The 18,928-nt window shown below is 33.3% G+C and carries 16 protein-coding genes and 2 tRNA genes; 4 read left to right on the top strand and 14 right to left on the bottom strand.

All coding sequences use genetic code 11. The features are described 5' to 3' along the window. Positions 1 to 5 precede the first annotated feature (5 nt). The 11 genes from BX659_RS10805 to BX659_RS10755 form a co-directional block, all read right to left on the bottom strand. Positions 6 to 94 (bottom strand) — tRNA-Leu (locus BX659_RS10805). 25 nt (positions 95 to 119) lie between these two features. Then, positions 120 to 204: transfer RNA gene (locus BX659_RS10800), tRNA-Tyr, on the bottom strand. Positions 205 to 463: 259 nt separating this feature from the next. Next, the gene (locus BX659_RS10795; protein ID WP_097019415.1) at positions 464 to 1,177 is read right to left on the bottom strand and encodes an NAD(P)/FAD-dependent oxidoreductase; all 714 of its coding nucleotides are present in this window, start codon (positions 1,175 to 1,177) and stop codon (positions 464 to 466) included. Between the two features lie 96 nt (positions 1,178 to 1,273). Beyond that, a complete protein-coding gene (locus BX659_RS10790) occupies positions 1,274 to 1,957 on the bottom strand; it encodes an NAD(P)/FAD-dependent oxidoreductase (protein WP_097019414.1) in 684 nt (227 codons plus the stop codon). A 238-nt stretch (positions 1,958 to 2,195) separates the two neighbouring features. Beyond that, positions 2,196 to 2,837 (bottom strand): hypothetical protein, encoded by a 642-nt coding sequence (locus tag BX659_RS10785; protein WP_097019413.1) that lies wholly within the window; start codon positions 2,835 to 2,837, stop codon positions 2,196 to 2,198. A gap of 319 nt (positions 2,838 to 3,156) precedes the next feature. Continuing rightward, positions 3,157 to 3,831: a hypothetical protein gene (locus tag BX659_RS10780; RefSeq protein WP_097019412.1), complete on the bottom strand. Its 675-nt coding sequence runs from the start codon at positions 3,829 to 3,831 to the stop codon at positions 3,157 to 3,159. 79 nt (positions 3,832 to 3,910) lie between these two features. Further along, positions 3,911 to 4,588 (bottom strand): Crp/Fnr family transcriptional regulator, encoded by a 678-nt coding sequence (locus BX659_RS10775; protein WP_097019411.1) that lies wholly within the window; start codon positions 4,586 to 4,588, stop codon positions 3,911 to 3,913. Positions 4,589 to 4,686: 98 nt separating this feature from the next. Then, a complete protein-coding gene (gene asrC / locus BX659_RS10770; protein ID WP_097019410.1) occupies positions 4,687 to 5,691 on the bottom strand; it encodes a sulfite reductase subunit C in 1,005 nt (334 codons plus the stop codon). A gap of 15 nt (positions 5,692 to 5,706) precedes the next feature. Further along, positions 5,707 to 6,507: an anaerobic sulfite reductase subunit AsrB gene (gene asrB / locus BX659_RS10765; protein ID WP_097019409.1), complete on the bottom strand. Its 801-nt coding sequence runs from the start codon at positions 6,505 to 6,507 to the stop codon at positions 5,707 to 5,709. After that, positions 6,500 to 7,519: an anaerobic sulfite reductase subunit AsrA gene (gene asrA / locus BX659_RS10760; RefSeq protein WP_097019408.1), complete on the bottom strand. Its 1,020-nt coding sequence runs from the start codon at positions 7,517 to 7,519 to the stop codon at positions 6,500 to 6,502. Before asrA ends, asrB begins: the two co-directional genes overlap by 8 nt. 628 nt (positions 7,520 to 8,147) lie before the next feature. Then, positions 8,148 to 8,969, bottom strand: a complete 822-nt coding sequence (locus BX659_RS10755; protein ID WP_097019407.1) for a Cof-type HAD-IIB family hydrolase — start codon at positions 8,967 to 8,969, stop codon at positions 8,148 to 8,150. A gap of 828 nt (positions 8,970 to 9,797) precedes the next feature. Here BX659_RS10755 and BX659_RS10750 point away from each other — a divergent pair. Next, entirely contained in the window at positions 9,798 to 11,414 is a 1,617-nt protein-coding gene (locus BX659_RS10750) for a methyl-accepting chemotaxis protein (RefSeq protein ID WP_097019406.1), read from the top strand. A 91-nt stretch (positions 11,415 to 11,505) separates the two neighbouring features. Here BX659_RS10750 and BX659_RS10745 read toward each other — a convergent pair whose 3' ends face one another. Both BX659_RS10745 and BX659_RS10740 read right to left on the bottom strand, forming a co-directional pair. Then, the gene (locus tag BX659_RS10745) at positions 11,506 to 12,318 is read right to left on the bottom strand and encodes a formate/nitrite transporter family protein (protein ID WP_097019405.1); all 813 of its coding nucleotides are present in this window, start codon (positions 12,316 to 12,318) and stop codon (positions 11,506 to 11,508) included. Between the two features lie 271 nt (positions 12,319 to 12,589). Next, positions 12,590 to 13,768: an SPL family radical SAM protein gene (locus tag BX659_RS10740; protein WP_097019404.1), complete on the bottom strand. Its 1,179-nt coding sequence runs from the start codon at positions 13,766 to 13,768 to the stop codon at positions 12,590 to 12,592. A 314-nt stretch (positions 13,769 to 14,082) separates the two neighbouring features. On the opposite strand from BX659_RS10740, the gene BX659_RS10735 reads away from it, so the two are divergent. Further along, positions 14,083 to 14,760, top strand: a complete 678-nt coding sequence (locus tag BX659_RS10735; protein ID WP_097019403.1) for a DUF421 domain-containing protein — start codon at positions 14,083 to 14,085, stop codon at positions 14,758 to 14,760. Positions 14,761 to 14,828: 68 nt separating this feature from the next. Here the strand turns inward: BX659_RS10735 and BX659_RS10730 are convergent, their stop codons facing one another. Then, entirely contained in the window at positions 14,829 to 15,131 is a 303-nt protein-coding gene (locus BX659_RS10730) for a Dabb family protein (protein WP_097019402.1), read from the bottom strand. A 430-nt stretch (positions 15,132 to 15,561) separates the two neighbouring features. Here BX659_RS10730 and BX659_RS10725 point away from each other — a divergent pair, with 430 nt between their 5' ends. Both BX659_RS10725 and BX659_RS10720 read left to right on the top strand, forming a co-directional pair. Then, the gene (locus BX659_RS10725) at positions 15,562 to 16,671 is read left to right on the top strand and encodes a tyrosine-protein phosphatase (protein WP_097019401.1); all 1,110 of its coding nucleotides are present in this window, start codon (positions 15,562 to 15,564) and stop codon (positions 16,669 to 16,671) included. 560 nt (positions 16,672 to 17,231) lie between these two features. Next, on the top strand, positions 17,232 to 18,515 hold the full coding sequence (locus tag BX659_RS10720) for an alpha-amylase C-terminal beta-sheet domain-containing protein (RefSeq protein ID WP_253250812.1): 1,284 nt from the start codon (positions 17,232 to 17,234) through the stop codon (positions 18,513 to 18,515). Positions 18,516 to 18,928: the final 413 nt, after the last annotated feature.

The following is an 18,928-nucleotide window of genomic DNA, read 5'->3' as shown; positions in this document are numbered from 1 at the left end:
AAAGATGGTACCGAGGGTCGGACTCGAACCGACACGGGAGTTAAATCCCACCGGATTTTAAGTCCGGTGCGTCTGCCTATTCCGCCACCTCGGCATACTTTTAGTATTAGCTAATAAAATGGTGGAGGGGAGAGGATTTGAACCTCTGAAGGCGTCGCCGGCAGATTTACAGTCTGCTCCCTTTGACCACTCGGGAACCCCTCCATAATCTTTAGTTGCTGTATAAAATAAAGAATACAACCTTAAGTGGATAATTTACTGTGCGACATTTAGTATAATATCATATCATAAAATTAATGTCAAACATAAACTTTAATTTCTTCTAATACCTTTATAATAAATAACAAGAGATTAAAATTACTAAATAGCCTTCTTAATTATACGCTAAATATTTATAATAAACAAGATTAAATTTATTACAAGCATAATGTAAGTAATATATATATTGTTAATATTATAATAATTACTCTGCTATTTCTTCAAAATTTTCTACTCCTATATGATTGCTAAGCTCTTCATCAATGACTATATCTTTAAACTCATTCCAACCTATTCTCTCTATCATCTCACCCAATCTCTCGCCTACCTTACCCTCTTGTTTATAATAATCTATAATCTTTTCTACAAATAATAGTACCTGTTCATGGCTTAAGTGATGAGCAATGGTCTTAGCTAAACTAGGATTATGCCCCCCTGCTCCTCCAACTCTCAACTCAAAACCTTCTTCATGACCTATTACACCAATATCTCTAATAGCTGGAGCCGTACAAGATAAATGGCAACCACTGACAGCCATCTTCATTCTTGAAGGTAATTCCATTCCTAAATACTTATTCTCTAAAGCCATTCCCAGTCTAACTGAATCAGCCTTTCCTCGCTTACAGAAACTTGTTCCAGGGCAGAAGCGAATACCTCTACACCTTAAACCAGACTTATCTTTAGACTTCATTCCTAAATCTTGCCAAGCTTGCTCTACTTGCTCAGCTTCTAAACCAATTAACATAATCTGCTGACCAGATGTTACTTTGATTATACAATCATATTTCTCTGCCACTTCAGCAATCTTTTTTAAGGTTTTAGCATTGGTTAATCCCCCACTGATATGGGGAGTGATTGCATAACTTCTCTTGCCATTTTTAATCCGTTGCAAATTTGCCCCTTGTGGTAATTGAATCATATTAGTTCCTCCAATCTGATTAGTATGTGTAATTAATGTGTGAGTGTGTTAAATACTCTTAAAATCTTTAGCTCACACCCACACATATAACTCACACTACTGAATTAATACTCTTTCTTTAAAATCTTCCATCCCAACCCGATCAATAAATTCTCCTAAGCGTTCTCTTTTCTTACCATTCTCTTTAAAGTAGCTAATCACATTATCTATAATCTGCAAAGAGTCTTCTCCCGTCTGATGTTCAGCTATAACTTGTCCCAATCTAGCTCTGACTCCACCATGACCCCCTGCATAGATATGAAAACCTTTAGCTGTACCCATTAATCCTAAATCTCTAAATTCTGTATCCATGCACTTATTGACACAACCACTTACTCCCATTTTGAACTTACCTGGTAGCTCTACACCATGATAGCGCTTATCCAGCTCCATTCCCATCCCTACAGAGTCCTGCTGACCTCTTTTACAGAAGGTAGTTCCTGGACAGAATTTGATACTTCTAACACAGACGCCAATTGCATATCCTGGGTCCATCCCTAAATCATTCCAAGCATTATCTATATCCTCTTCCTGTAACCCTACAATAGCTAGACGTTGTGAGCTAGTTGCTTTAACGGCTGCAGCATTGTACTTCTTAGCTATTTCACCAATCTTAATCAACTCATCAGGCTTTAAGATTCCCCCTGGACTATGGGGCGCAATTGCATAAGTTCCATCACGCTGTAAGACTGCCCCTTTTGCCAATAAATCTTTTTTAGTTCCTTGACTCTTCACATCCATATGTTTACCTCCCTAGATATAATTAATCAAAATTAGTATCTGGAGGTAAAATTAAATTTATACTTATCTTAATTAAATATGATACTTAATAATTTCAATCTAGAGAATGTTAGTTAATGGGGATAGTGCGACACTTTTCACTTTGGTAGTTAGTGTTTAGGTGGTTAGGTAGTTGGATTTTCCTAACCCCTACCCATCTACCTCCTAAATGTCGCTTTTTTTGCTATTATCCTACTTACTATATAGTAAAGATATCCTCATACTGATCAGCTAAGACCTTTCTTTCATGCTTAATCTCTGGATTAACTGTTGTGATAAAGCTTTCTATCCAATTGCTATATAACTGATGCATTAGCTCTACTGGAGCTTGGGCTGCTTTCCAGAATTCGATATGGAGTTTAATATCATGCCTCCATACAATTATATCTTCTTCACTTTTAACTACAGCAGACAATCTATCACAAGGCATTCTCTCTACTAGAGTATTCTTTAATAATTCAAAGGCTGTCCTTAAGTCATTACTCTTAATCTCCTTTAATCCTTCTTGTGCTACAGCTGCTCCATTTCGACGGTAAGTATCTACTAATAATTCTTGATCATCATATTTATCCTTCAACTCTCTAACTAGAGCTGCTTCTCTACTTTGGGCTGTGCTAATTGCCCCCTCTAACCAAGGATGGATATGACTCTCACCAATCAAATCTTCTAATGGTGTATCACCCTTTAACTCTCCATACTCTTCTCTGACTTTGGATGCAATCCCTTCAACATCTTGACCATACTTCTCTTTAAAAGCATCAACCACCTCAACCTCTCTATCTTCAACTACCTTAATCTGGTCATATAACCAATAATGAATATGTCCTAATACTAAACTCATTTAACCCACTCCTTTTATATATTTAAGTAATTTAACTTTCTCATCTCTTGGTTAATCTTATTATGCCAGAATAACAATCTTAGTTCCTTGATTTATATCACATACTGGAATATTTTTTAGATATTTGATAAAGTTTTTATCTAATTTTTTGCTTTTTAAGTAAATATGTCAGTGCAGAGAGGGTTGGGCACTTTAGGTATTAGGTAGATAGGTGATAGGTGGTTAGGAACTACCTAACTACCTAAACTTCTAACTCCTACCCTCCAAAGAAAAAGTGTCGCACTATATCCATTAAACCCACAAAATTTATAATTATCACCTACTCTAGCCTACCATAGCTTTTTAGTTTAGAAGTAACTTGATAATCCTCCCCTCTGCTCTCTAACATAATCAGTCCAATGTTCTTAGCATAGTATTCATAGCTCTCAAAATCTCTATCTTCTTCTATAGAAGTGACCTTAATTTTAACTACATCATAGAAGTCACCTGCCGGAGTTGTTAGCTGTTCATCTATCGCTACAATCTCCCTTCTCTCCTTGGCATTATTCCATTTTTCTCCAACCTTAAGAGGTGATTTTAAGATAACCTCTTTAGCATCAGCTTTATCACCTACATCATTTAATAGATTAGTATCACTATAAAACTCTGGATTCTCCTGAAGAAGAACCACTTTTTCTTTCTCTACTCGATAGACAGAAGCTATCTCTGTTCCGCCATTATTTTTGTGAACCTGTATTAGATTATCTTTGATAAACTTTGTCTCAGTGGTAAAGGTAGCATATTCATTTCCTTCACCTTGATACTTATAAAGCATTCCCTCTCTAATAGGAAGATAAGCTCTCAAGTCGACTTCTGTCTGCTGGTCAATTTTACTTTCAACTTGATTATCATCTTTATTTTGCTCTTCTACTACATTATTTGCTGAACACCCCAATAAAAACTGTAAAACAAAGACAACAATTACTAGTTTATGCCCTTTAAGAAATTTACTCACTTTAATCTCCTCCCTTTTAAATAAGTATTTCTCTTATTACAAGCAAATATTAAAGCTCCAAATAATATAATTCGAACAATCATGTCCACTCTCTTAATCTCTCTATATCTAAGATAGTAATCTGAGTATTTCCAACCTTGATTACTTCTTCCCGCTCTAGCTCCTTTAAAAAACGGCTTACCGTCTCCCGACTAGCACCAATCATTAAAGCTAACTCTCTTTGGCTCAAATTTAGATCAATCTTGATCCCCTGCCTATTCTTCTCGCCATAATCTCTAGCAAGCTTCCACAACCTACTAGCAACACGAGGTCCTGTCTTCTTTAATCCCAAATTCCTCAATTGACGATAACTCTGTCTTAATTTTAATGACAATGAATTAAATAGCTGAAGAGTTAAAACAAAGTTCTCTTCCATTATTCTTAATAAGCTGGTGATATTAATTAAAATCAGCTCCCCAGCCTCTAACATCTCTGCAGTGATAGAGCTTTTACGCCTATCTAAAGAGATTTCATTGATAATATCCCCCTCTTCCAGAATATGTATTATCTTCTCCTTCCCACTTGAAGTGAATTTAGATATCTTAACCTTACCCTCCACCACAATATAGAGATAATCAACTTCATCGCCATCAAAAAAGATTATCTCCCCTTGATGATAATGTCTTAAGATAGAGTTTTGAGCGATAGCTAGGATAACCTTTTCATCTAGATCATTAAATTGGTCAAACTTTTCTATTATTCTTTTAATTTTATACATTATACTTCACCTATTTCACCTTTTTGTTACCCTTTATTATCTCCTGATACAAAAAAAGTAAAAGCTCAAGGGTAAGTTTCCCTTGAGCCTATTTTAAACTATTTGCCTACCTTTTTAAAGTTATTACTTACATTGGTCTTATATCCAGGCCAATCAATATGCTCAGCCACTCTACATTCAGGGTTTAGCTCTACTCCATCTAAGACATAGTCCTTAAAGACTTGGAAGCCAGTCCTATCTACAATGTATCCAACATGCTCTTTAGGCAAGCTACGATCAATATATTCATCTACATAATCATAGGTCTTATTAATAATATCGATGATAGCATCCTCTGTTACCCACTCTAAGAAGGGCATAGCTAGACGTGGATTTCTCTTTCCTGTACGCCCCATAATCAATAATTTATAATACTTCTTGCTAGCATCTCTAGTCCAAGCATTGGTAGGGCATTTAGCGATACATTCTCCACAACCAATACATTTATCCTCATCACGAACAACCTTATAGTTCTTAAACTCTAATGCTCCAGTTGCTCGCTTCTGACAGTTTTTCACACAAGCTCCACAGCTAATACAGCGATAAGCATCATAGACAGGTAAGTCCATTCCTAAGACACCAAAGTCCTGCATATGTGCCTTGATACAGTCATTTTGGCAACCAGAAACTGCAATCTTAACATGGTAATCATTTGGGAAGATATTCTTCTCAATTCTTTGAGCCAATTTTGTAGTATTATATTTAGCATAACGGCAGACCTTATTTCCGATACAAGCTGATACGTTACGGGTTCCAGCAGCAGGATAACCATCCTCTGGATTTCCGATATCTACCCCAATGCCAGCTTCCATTCCCTCGATTAAAGGTGCTACCTTCTTATTTACTTCTTCTACCATAGTCATGGGAATTCCTGTAATCTCAAAGCCTTGACGAGTAGTAATATGGAGGTTTCCATCTCCATAAGTTTCAGCAATCTCTTGTAAAATTGTTAGATATTTAGCCTCTAAATGCCCCCCTGGTACTCTAACCCTTAAGGCAGTAACTCCTCTGTCCTTTGTAATCCGATAAGCATTCTTCTTAAACTCTTTAACATTTAATGACATCTCTTCTCCCCCTCCTTAATCGACTAAGTTCTTAGCTTTTGTATAGTTAAAGACTGGCCCTTCGACACAGATATAAGTATCATCCATCTTACAGTGACCACATTTTCCGATTCCACAGGACATCTTCCGTTCAAAGGATACCCAGATTTGTTCCTCCTTGATATCATGCTTCATAAATTCTAAGCTAGTGAACTTCATCATAATTGGAGGTCCAACGATAACAACTTCTTTGTTAGCTAAGTCAGTGAAATTAATCTGCTCAACAAAGCCAGTTACTAATCCTACATTACCAGCCCACTCTTCATCACCTTCATCGACAGTTAAGATTACATCGATATGGTCTGCTTCCTCCCATTTAGCAATTTCATCGGCAAAGAGGATATTAGCTGGATTTCTAAAGCCCAATAATAAGGTTAATGAGTTAATCTCTTCTGGATTTCTATAGAAATGATTAATAATGCTCTTAACTGGTGCTAAACCAGTTCCTCCTGCTGCAATTACTAAATCCTTACCTTGATACTCTTCAATTGGGAAGCCATTTCCGTAAGGTCCCCGAATTCCCAATTTATCTCCTACCTCTAAATTAGCAATTTGATTGGTTACTTTACCGACATGGCGAATAGTCAAATCAATATAATCATTACCAAAATCACTAACTGAGATTGGACACTCTCCTACCTTAGGAATAGATACTTCCACAAATTGCCCATTATCAACATCTAAATCTATTGCTAACCGATAAGTGTAATCTACTTCACTTTCAGGTCTAATACTGATAATCTCTACTGCTGTTGGTATATACGGATTCTTAACCATTATTCTTTTCCTCCTTAATAGCTTGATTCAATTTCTTGATTGCTCCTACAAAGGAGATGTATTGAGGGCAGACATCTTCACAACGTCCACAGCCTACACACATATCAATGTCAAATCTCTTACGGAAGTCATATATTTTATGCAAGGTCTTAAATCTCATTCTATCTCCATAGGTTGTTCTAAAGTCATGACCTCCAGCCATCTCTGTATATCCATCGATATGGCAGCCAGCCCAAACTCTTCTTCGCTCCCCTATATTCTCATTATCTTGATAAGAGATATCCTGCATGGTCCAACAGCTACAGGTTGGACAGACTGTATTACAGCGTCCACAGCCGATACAGCGTTTACTGTACTCTTTCCAAATCTCTGAATCGAATAAATCTGTTGTAATATCCTCTAAAGCAGGTACTTCCACCTGCTGCTTATTCTCTTGAATAAATTCTGGAGTATAGTCTGTGCTTTCTTGATCAGCAAATACTTCTGTTAATTTTTCATCTTTAATTTCACAGAAGACTTCTTCATCGCTAACTTTGATAAATATTGAATAATCCTCAGTCTCATTAGTTCCCATTGAAACACAGAAACAGGAGTCGAAACCTTCTGTACATTCCATTACTACGAATTTAACCTTCTCTCTTAATCTTTTATAATAGATATCCTCTTGTGGTCCATTCTCTAAAAAGATTTTATCTAAACGCTTGAAGGCATTTACTTCACAAGGTCTTAAAAAGACCAATACCTTCTCACCCTTATCCTCAGCCTCGATATACTCATCACCATTGAAATAGAATAAGGTCTGAGTAATTGGAAATACAACCTCTTTTGGAGAATATTTAGTCTTAGAATTAAAATCAATCTCCTCTAAAGAGCTTACTCTATCATAAAGTACCAAATCAGTATCTGAAAAAGTTCCTTTATCTTTTTTTCTAGTTGGGGCATAGATTTTATAGTCTTCTTGCAGCTTACTTAAAATATCATCAAATTCACTTCTTTTTACTCTGTATGACATACGCTTTCACCTACCCTTTGATTTTTTCAAACTCAACCTCGATTGTGAATTAATTCATTAAGCACTCGACAGCTTTACACTTATTCTTTATCCTACCATAATTTTAAGTTCAAATTTGTGATAAAACTCACATTAGCAAGTACTTTATCAATCATCACCACCACTAAAATTTATGATATCAAAGTTTATTTTCTTATTTTGTGAAAATAAACACTATATATTTTAAAAAATTTAAACTCATTTTTAAAAAGATTGTTCTTTCCTTCACAACTATATAGTATCATATCATCTCTTTTAATGTTGTGATTAATCTCACTTTTAAATTAAATAATAATGATTATCATTTATCCAACTTGTTTATATCCCCCTGTACTAATAGAAAAACTGATACAATATAGAGATAATGCGACACTTCTTTTGAGTTGACAGTTGACAGTGAACAGTTTACAGTTAAGAACTAAAACTATTGCTTTGAAGGGTTTGAACTTAACTGTCAACCGTCAACTGTTAACTGTACACTGATATGAAACTGTCGCAATATCCCCATAAGCTGATATCAAGCTCCACACAGAAAATAAAAAAACAGTTTACTGTAATTACAGTAAACTGTTCTAATTAATTTTATCCATTAAGCAATCGATCTTTTAGCAAAAATAAACTCCTCAATTACTTTAGCAACTCCATCCTCCATATTACTTGTAGTAATATAGTCTGCTTTCTTCTTAAGCTGATCATTAGCATTATCTACAGCAACACCTAATCCTGCATATTGGATCATAGTTAAATCATTGTAACCATCACCAATAGCAATTACTTGATTTTGTCTAACCCCTAGACGATCTGCTAATTTTGCTAACATAGCCCCCTTGTCAACCCCTTTAGCAGTAAACTCAAGGAAGAATGGTTTTGAACGAAACAAGTTAACCTTTGATTCTAAAAGTGGACGAAGTCGATCTTCTACCTCTTTAAGATAAGCTGGATCTTCCATCATTAAAGCCTTGACAGGGTTTGATGTGACCTTTTCTTCCAAATTATCAACTTCAATAATTTTCATCCCAGTTAAGTCATATTCAATCTCTGTATACTTATTATTCTTAGTAGTTATGATATCATCACCAATATAAGTATGATAAAAAACCTGATGCTCTTGACTGATCTTATGTAACTCTAAAGCCAACTCTTGTGATAGGCAGTTTTCAAAAATCACCTCATCCCTAGCACAATCGATCACAATTGAACCATTATAAGATAAGATATAGCCTCCGTACTCTTTAAGCTCTAGCTCCTTAGCAAATTTTTTCATAGCATAAGTAGGACGACCTGAAGCTAACACAACAGTAGTACCAGATTTTTGAGCTTCCATAATAGCCTCTTTAGTCTTCTCTGAAATCTTCTGATCATCTGTTAATAATGTATCATCCATATCCATAGCAACTATTTTATACTCCATAATTTTCCCCTCTCTGAATCTATACAAGATTCTTACTTCTTGATTCTTCAATTAATAAACTATAATTCCAATTTAGAATTACCATTGATAAGGATTAGATAAAAATATATAAATTCCTTTAAAATTAGATAAATTATTTTAATTCTGATAATTATCTAATCTTGACTGAGTATATCCACTCCTAAAATAGTAATCTGTTCTATGATAATAAACCTATATATAAACCAATAAAGATTTCATATTAGAAATTTTAAAAGAAAAAGAGCAAGCAAGAATGATTTTTTGCCACGAATCACACGAATTTACACGCGCCCTGAAGGAGGTAACGACTGAGGAAGTACTCTTGGGGTGAATAAGTTCAAAAGATTTATTCATTAAATTAATTTTTTACTCTTTTTATTCGTGTTTGATTAGTGTTAATTCGTGGCTAAAGAAATTTAAATTCTTTTTCGTGTTTTATATCCATCATTGATACTCCATTAAAATTAATACTAAAAGTCTAAAATAATTTTTTGCAACGTGCCCTGAAGGTGCTCTTCCTAAAGAAGTAGTCCTGGGCTGAATCTCACGAATTGATGCGAATTAAAATCAAAAGCTTTCAAATCTTTAATTTAGTCTGTTAATATCTAATTCGTGTTAATTCGCTGCTAGTCTTTAGCTTTTGACTTTTAGTCTTTTATTCCACTTTAGAATTGGATATCTATAATTAACAGCAAAATTATATTTTTTATTATATCATAAAATCACTATATAATCCATTTTCTTCTTATAGCATTTTGCAGGTGCTCATGGTTTTTTATCGAATATTTACAATTAGGAGGTGTTCTTATGTTCAAATTAAAATCTATAAAAACAAAGATGTTCTTAATAGTCTTTATACCCATGTTGATCTTACTTATCTTAAGTATTGCTTCTACTCAATGGACAATGCTGGGTTCACAACAGATTGTAAGTGAACTGAAAGATATTTCTAATACAGCAAGTTCAAAAATTTTAAATGCCGACCGTGATTATTATCAAGCTCTACTAGCTCTAGAACAGATGTTCTTATTAGATCCAGCTACTAGTCAATACCAGCTAAAAAAAGAGGATTATTTGGAAAATTCACAGCAAGTTTGGGATAGAATTATCAGTTCAAAAAATCTCTTAGCAGAATCTATCGATCTCAAAAGTATATCTCATAAAAGTACAAAGAAAAACTTTCAAGAGTTATTTTTAAACTTTGATAAACACTATAAAGACTGGAAGGACGAAAGTGAAAGAATAATTAGTAACTATGAGAACAGAGGAGAAAAACCAGAAATAAATACAATGATGAAGAGCTTTAATCAAACTAGAGAAGAGGTTAATCAATTAGGAGAATTAGTTGACCAGCTAGGGGAAACTAAAGCATCCAATTATATTAGAAGGGTACATTCCCAAAATATAAAGATATTAGCTGTATTAATATTGGTATCAATATTATGTATAATAGTCTCTTATTTGATTGGTAAATCCCTTACAAATTCTATTAAAAAGTTCAAAGAAGAGGGGATTGACAAATTAGCTATTGGTGACTTAAGTAATCAATTAGAAGTCAATAGAGCAGATGAATTAGGAGACTTGGCAAGAAGCTATAACCAATCCCTTGAGAAACTAAGTGATTTAATCATAAATATTATGAATAGTATAGAGGATATCTCAGCTTATAGCCAAGAGTTATCAGCTTCTGCTCAAGAGGGAAATGCAAGTATAGAAGAGACCAATGAGCTAATCGAAAATGTATCAGCAAGTATGCAACAGATTTCAGCTAGTAGTGATGAAATAGCAGCCTTTGCTAAAAAATCTGCTAGACAGACTGAAGTTGGTAGTGATAATATCAAATCAACTATAGAAAGTATGGAAGAGATCAATTCTGCAGTAAGTAATACAGTTACGATTATTAATGATTTAGATAATACCTCCCAAGAGATTGGTGGAATTTTAGATTTGATCACTAATATAGCTGAACAGACCAATTTACTAGCCCTAAATGCAGCTATAGAAGCAGCCAGAGCTGGAGAACATGGTAGAGGTTTTGCTGTAGTAGCTGATGAGATAAGAGCTTTATCTGAAGAGACCACTAATGCTACTGAGAACATCGCTAACTTGGTAAAAATAATCAAGAATAAATCTCAAAATGGTTTAGAATCTATTGAACTTGCAGCAGCTAAGGTTAAGAAAGGCCAAGAAATCGCTGAAAAGACAGGTGAAGTTTTTGCAAAAATCAATAAATCTACTGAAGAGACAGTAGTTAATATTGAACAGACCTCTCTTTCTACCAAAAATGTGGCAGAAAATAGTGATAAATTGATAACTGCTGCTAATGATATTGGACTTATGTCGGAAGAGGTAAGCAAGTCCTCTCAAGAATTAGCTGAAATGGCACAAAATCTACAACAACTGGTGATGAAATTTAAGTATTAGACTTTAAGAATAAATTTTCTATAAACTTGAAAATTGAAATAATATAAAAGAAAGCTTGCTTAAATTTAAGCAAGCTTTCTTTTATATTAAATTAAGCCACTTTCTGAGCCTTTTGTTCAGTACTTATACTCCTAGAACTGTTTGAAACATAGAAGTAAACTGCTCCAATTAATAATGCTCCTCCAACAATATTTCCTAAGGTTACAGGTATTAAATTTCGTAAATAACCTGCAACTGTGATTGTCTCAGGATGACCTGGAATAAATAAGCCCATTGCCAAAATTGTCATATTAGCAATACTATGTTCAAACCCACTACCAATAAAAGCAAATAGACACCAGAAGATTAAGACCAATTTAGAGATATCATCTTTAGCTCTTAAACTCATCCAGATTGCTAAACAGACTAACATATTACATAAAATTCCCCTAAAGAACAATTCAGAGATTGGGGCATTCATCTTCCCTGCAGTAGCTCCTAAAATCAATGTAGAGGTTGGAGCTTTAGCAATCAATCCTGTCTTAAAGAATAGCCAAGCTACTCCAATAGATCCAACTAAGTTACCTAAATAACACCAAAAATAAAGCTTTATCATATCTTTAAAGCTAACCTCTCCAGATAGCCAGCCAACAGTCATAAATAAATTATTTCCTGTAAATAATTCAGAACCTGCGAAGATAACTAAGGTCAACGCTACCCCAAAGCTTGCCCCCATGATAGTCTTAACCATCGGAGATCCTGCTGCCTTCAATGGTGCTCCAATTGAAAATACTAACATAACTCCTAATCCTACAAAGACTCCTGCTAGCATAGATAATACAAAGAATCGTGTTAAATCACTATTCATAAATCCTACTTTCTTTTTAGCAGCTATCGCCACCTTATCAGTTGTCTCTTTAAACATCTTCATCTCTCCCTTATTATTTAATCACTTTGTGAAAATTAACACTAGATAGATAAAAATTTTAATCTTCTAAAATTGCATATATTAAATAAAAAATTAATTAGTTCTTGTTCTCACTTTCACAATCTTATCATACCATATCTATCTCTCATCTGTTGTGAGATATATCACAATAATATAAAAAATCTCTATATCTATTGAATTCAATAGATATAGAGATTTGATAGATATAATAAAAGATAATCTCTAATTATCATGTCTATTCAAAATATCAATCCAGCTTTAATTTGAGATAATCAAAAGTTCTTCGTTCAAGAATAACTCCTTTAATAAAGTTAATTAATTTATCATTTTTAATTATATTAGCAAACTCACCACCATGTATCAAAAATAATAGTTTCTGTTCTAAATCAAAATCTCTTAGATTTCTTCTCCGATTAAAATTCTTCTTTTCTGCTAATAACCACCTAGTATACCTTTGTAAAGCCCCTTCTAGATTAGTTGTATTAACCCCCTTCTTAGAGTATAATTCCTTCATATGTTCCAATAAAATATACAGCTCATCATATATAGGAAATTGATCTTGATATAAATAATGGGGAACAGCCATAGGAAGCTTAGAGAATATTTGATTAAACTCTCGGTTTAACCTATCTCTATAAGAGCTAATTGCTAAACCAGATTGGCGATTCTCTCTGTAGAGATTTTTAAAAGCATTTAAATATTGGGGAAATTTGTCCTTAATTATACTCATGAAGATATCTTTCTGTCTGCCAGGTCTTAAGGTCAATCCACCAGGTAAGACAAAATCGACTTCGAGTTCTGCTAATTTATCTACTAGAGCCAATAAACCCTCTCTACTATCAGAGATATAGGGAATAAAGGGCATAGCTAAAACTCCCACATAAATTCCTCTTTCCTTAAAAGCCTTAATTGTCTCTAATCTCTTCTTTACACTACTGGCCTGTGGCTCAAATATCTGTCGTAGCTTATCATCTAAAAAGGTTAACGAGATCATCAAAATAACCCCGCTCTTTTGATGTACCTTCTCCCATAAGTCAATATCCCTTAAAATTAAAGATGACTTAGTCATAATAGAGACTGAATGACTATAAGTAGTTAAAATCTCTGCTACTTGAGGCATAATTCTCTCTTGGGCTTCAACAGGTTGATAAGGATCACTAACACCTGAAGAGATGGATATTGTCCCCCTTTCTCTAAGCTTTGGTAACTGTTCTTGTAATAATTTAGGAATATTCTCTCTAATAACTATATCACGCTCAAAATCTCCCTCTACATAGTACTTCTCAGCCCGTCCATCACAATATTTACATCCATGCTGGCAGGCTTGATATGGAGAAAAGCCATACTTACTAGGGAAATAAGTATGAACAAGTTTAGTATTTTTAGAGATTGACTGTAAGTTTTTATAATGTTTATTAATTATCATAGTTCCTCCTAGTTGAAGCAATGGGTTTAATAATTTTAATTTTCAAATCGATTAAAAATTAAAATAGCCGATTCATCCCCGCCCATTAACATAGGCGAAGTTTTCTCGGCTAAACTCGGTAACCTTCTTAGTAGCTATTCTACTTACCATTTTAATTAAAGCTTGATAATAGAATTTATTTCTAGATATTTATCTTATCACCTTTATTATATTTTTTAATATAAGTTTAGTCTATTTATAGTTAGAATGTTTAATTAATCTCCATTTAGTAAAAAATAATGATCGAAAATGATTAAATTCCAAAGGAGGTAACTATGGAACTTAAATCTATTACTAGTGACCTACTAATTGGTTTTATAGCTTTATTTCTTCTTACAAAATTATTAGGGAGAAGACAGATTAGACAACTTACAGCCTTTGATTTCATATTCTCTATTGTTTTAGGAGAACTCTTAGGAAATGCAATATATGACCCTGAAGTTAATTTCCTGTATATCTTATATACCCTATCATTGTGGGGACTATTAATGTTTGGTGTTCAATTAATTGAGCAAAAATCTATTAAATTAAGAAAATTTATATCTGGGAATCCAGCGATGGTAATCAGAGAAGGTCAAATTGATTATAAAAAATTAAAAGAAACCCGAATGAATATTACCCAATTACGCTCTTTACTTAGACAAGAAAGTGTTTTTTCTCTCAAAGAGGTTGAATATGCTATTTTAGAGACTGATGGTGAATTATCGGTTTTAAAGAAATCTGACCACGAACAAGTAACACGCAAGGATTTAAATATACCTGGTAAGAGTGTAAAGTTACCGATTATTTTAATCAGTGATGGTCAAGTATTATGGCAAAATATTCATAAACATAATTTAACTAAGAAATGGCTAGAGCAAGAATTACTTAATAATAATATCCACCGCTTTGATGATGTTCTTTATGCAGAGTGGAGTGAAGGAGAAGAACTTTATGTAATTCCTTTTAGTTAATAATTAAATATATAAGGGTGAAGAAAACCTTCACCCTAAAAATAAGCAACTATTCTCTTATAATCATTTTATAACTGATAATCTACTACTGCTCTATCTTCAGTTACTGCTCTTACAAATTCAGCAACCTTGACATGGTCTGGATGTACTTGATACCTTGCCAAAGCATCCTTATCTTCAAATTCTGAATATAAAAGTAGATCATGAGCTGCTTTAGAATCATTATAATTAACTCCTACTTCAAAAGCCTTAATCTCTTCTATCTTATCCTCCAAAGACTCCAACATTGCTTTCATCTTTGCAATATTCTCTTTCTTACTTGCTCCTTCTGCTTTTTCTTTAAGAGTCCACATTACAATATGCTTAATCATTTATTCTCCTCCTTATTATTTCTTGATCTAGTATAACTAATTATTTGATTATTATTTCTTGAAATCATCTTAATTACCTGCCTACTATTGGATTTAATATTATAAGCTAACCCATCCATCTGATTTTGTGTAAACAATAGATGATTCTTAAGTAGAACTTGATATAATCGATAGAAAAAGTGATATTTAGGAGGTAGGTGGAGAGGTGTTAGGAAAATCCAACTACCTAACCACCCAACCTCTAACTATCTAATAAAAAAACTGTCGCAATATATCCAGTAACCTCTACTACTTATCAGTTATCTAATGTAATGAATCATTATAGTAGCAACAATAATTTAGTGTTCTATAAAAAGATTAGACTTCTAGACAAGGATTTAAAAGGTTTATATTTAATATATAAGTAATAGCTTTAATTTTATTAGAGGAGATGATTGAAATTAAGATAGATATTGGAAAAGATGATAAAATGAAAGGTTATTCTTTAGAAGATGATAAAATAACCTTTATCTTTGATAAAAACCTTTATCAAGGTAAGCAATTGGATGATGATATTATAATAAAAGAGGTAGCTTTAAATGCCAGCTTTACAGCATGGAAAAATCTGTGGAACTTAGAAAAGATCACTGATGATTTATGGGTATTAAATAAAAAGATTAATGAAGTCGATATTCCTGGTAACTCGGGACAAGGTGAGTTCAGATTTGTAATAAATGATAAGTATTATTTAGATGCCCCAGCAGAAGTTCCCCTAAAGGATAAATTTTATGATGGCCACAGTGGAGGATATAAACACATTATCCATTTAGATAAGAGTAAGACTAATAAAATTAAAAAGATAAACAGTCAAATAGAAGAATATAAAACTAATTATAATTCCGATAAGGAATTAGCTAACTTTAGATCAGTTAATTTAGGCTCTTTAGGAGAAGGTGTCTTATACAGATCTTATCATCCTTTAAAAGAATCTAGAGCTGACCATCCTTTAGAGGAAAAACGTTTAATGCTTACCCAAGAGCTAATAGCTAATAATAAAATCAACTCTATCATTAACCTATCAGATACCGATGAAAGCATATTTAATAAGTTTCCTTATTATAAGGAGTTAATTCTAAATAATAATACTATCTTTACAAATAAAGGTTATAACTATGATGTCTTTTATTATATTGCAGGTAGTGAGGAATTTGCTAATTTAGTTAGAAGGATCGCTAATTTCATCCTTGCTGATAATAATAAGGCTCCTTTTTTAGTCCATTGTAGAATAGGAACTGATAGAACTGGAGTTATAGTTGCTATCTTAGCAGCCTTAATGGGGGCTAGTTGGAAAGATATAGTTAAAGATTATCAAGCGTCTAACAATATGGGAATTAGCGAATACCGCGATGAAAAACTACTTGAATATGCTTTTATAGCAATGTTAGGATCAAAATTTAAGGATAATCTAAGCAAATTGATGGAGGATTACTTTAAGAATAAACTGGATTTAAAAGACAATCAACTAAATAAAATTAAGAACAAATTATCAGGAAAATTATAGTTCTAATATCTATAAAAAACTACTGAGCAATTAATTAATCTTACACCAACCTAAGCCTATACATTATGTATAGGCTTTTTTAATGTTAACAAGCTCACCTGCTATCCTTCTCTAAATTTTAATTCTAAACAGGAATAAGTAAGAAATTCTAAAATCAAATTATAGAAAAACTCTAATGGAAGAATCTTTAACTTAGCACTTTATCTCCCTATCTTAGGAGATTAAAGCACCTATCTTCATTTTAAAAAATCTCAATAGTCTTAATTTGCCACAAGTCAAATGGAAATTTATATAGAATATGTATATAAAGGATTTTACTGGTGGGTGTCTAAATTAAATTTACATAAGTTTTATTTTATAGATTTTATATGAAATGAGTAGTCAGCTTTTTATATCACCTAATTAAGCATTTTAGAATATAAAAATAATTTTATAAGGGGGTGATTGACGGATTATAATCTATTAAAACTTTTTTATCAATTAAACATTGTATGGATGGCTTGGCTCACTCTAAATTATGTTGGACCATAAGTATTTAACTAAACAAGGAGGTCTATATGATGAGAGTTAGAGAGATTAAAAGAGTATTATTGTTGTTCATAGTCTGTTCTGCTTTATTGCTTTCTACACTAATCACCCCTGTTGAAGCTGCTTATTCTGGATCTGGAAGTGATGTAATCCTTCAAGGTTTTCATTGGAACTCATGGAAGTATGGAACCTGGAATAGCATCAAAAATAATGCTGATGCAATCAATGATGCAGGCTTTACTATGGTCTGGTTACCACCAGTTTCAGCTTCTGCAGATGATAATGGTTATTTACCTAGTGAATGGTATAACCTTAATTCAAAGCGTGGAAGTGAATCTGAACTTAGAGCAGCTGTAACTGCTTTGAATAATAGGGGAATTAAACCTATTGCAGATATCGTTATCAACCACAGAGTCGGTACAACAAACTGGGCTGATTTTAGTAATCCTGCCTTTGATGACAATAATCATGCAGTTACCAATGATGATGAATGGGGTCAAGGAACAGGAAATGCTGATACAGGTGGCGGATATGCTGCAGGTCGTGATCTTGATCATACCTATTATAGTGTCCAATCAAGGATTGAAAATTGGATGAACTGGTTAAAAACTGATATAGGATTTAAAGGTTGGCGTTATGATTATGTCAAAGGATACTCTGGTTACTATAATGGAATCTACAATGATGCTACATCACCTTACTTCTCCGTTGGTGAGTATTGGCCAGATATCACAGGTGATTACTATGCCTCTGGTGATAATGTAAATTACCATAAGCAGCAATTGATGGATTGGATCAATGCTACTGGTCAAAAATCAACAGCCTTTGACTTTACTACAAAATGGCAACTAATGCTGGCAACCTCACGTAGTGAATACTGGAGATTGCGAGATTCTAGTGGTAACCCAATTGGTGCAATTGGTTGCTGGCCTGAAATGTCTGTTACATTTATTGATAACCATGATACAGGGGCTTCGCCAGAGGGTGGTCAAGATCTTTGGGCTTTTGATAATAATCATTTAGAAGAAGGATATGCATATATTCTAACTCACCCTGGAACACCTTGCGTCTATTGGCCTCATTACTTTGATTGGGGTAATGATTTACAATCAAAAATCAAGACCTTAATCAACCTTAGAAAAGAGCAAGGGATTACCTCTACAAGCCCTGTAAGTATTCAAGTAGCAGATGGTAGTAAATACGCAGCAATAATCAATAATAGCTTAGCAGTAAAAATCGGTCCTGGTGACTGGAGTCCTGGTTCAGCTTGGACCCTTCGGGCTTCTGGTAACAAATGGGCTGTTTGGACACAATAATCTTTAAATATAATTTGTACTTATAGCTTTAACAAATCAAACTAGATAGGCAACATATCCTTTGTCTATCTAGTTTGATCATGACTTCTGTATAAATATATTAGCCACTTATCTATAATTTGAAATTTCCATAATCAAAGTGGAAATTTATAGGTAATTTAAATAGAAGGTATTTTTATCTAATTATAGAAATTTAATTTTATATACAGAAATAATTAAAAATTCTCCATAGCATTTAACTAAGTTAAAATTAGCACTTCTTATCTTTTAGAATTAATTTTCAGAATATTTTAAACAGTTTTAGAAGGAGGTGATTATTAAAGTTTAGTTAAGCACTTCTTTATCAATTTGCATTTGTATCGATGGCTTATTTAGATTCAATTTCTGTTAGTAAACTATTTTTTAATTAAACA

This window comes from Orenia metallireducens, from assembly GCF_003001995.1.
Taxonomy (GTDB): domain Bacteria; phylum Bacillota; class Halanaerobiia; order Halobacteroidales; family Halobacteroidaceae; genus Orenia; species Orenia metallireducens_B.
Note: the sequence above shows the minus strand (reverse complement) of the source record. Positions and strands in the feature narration are given on the sequence as shown.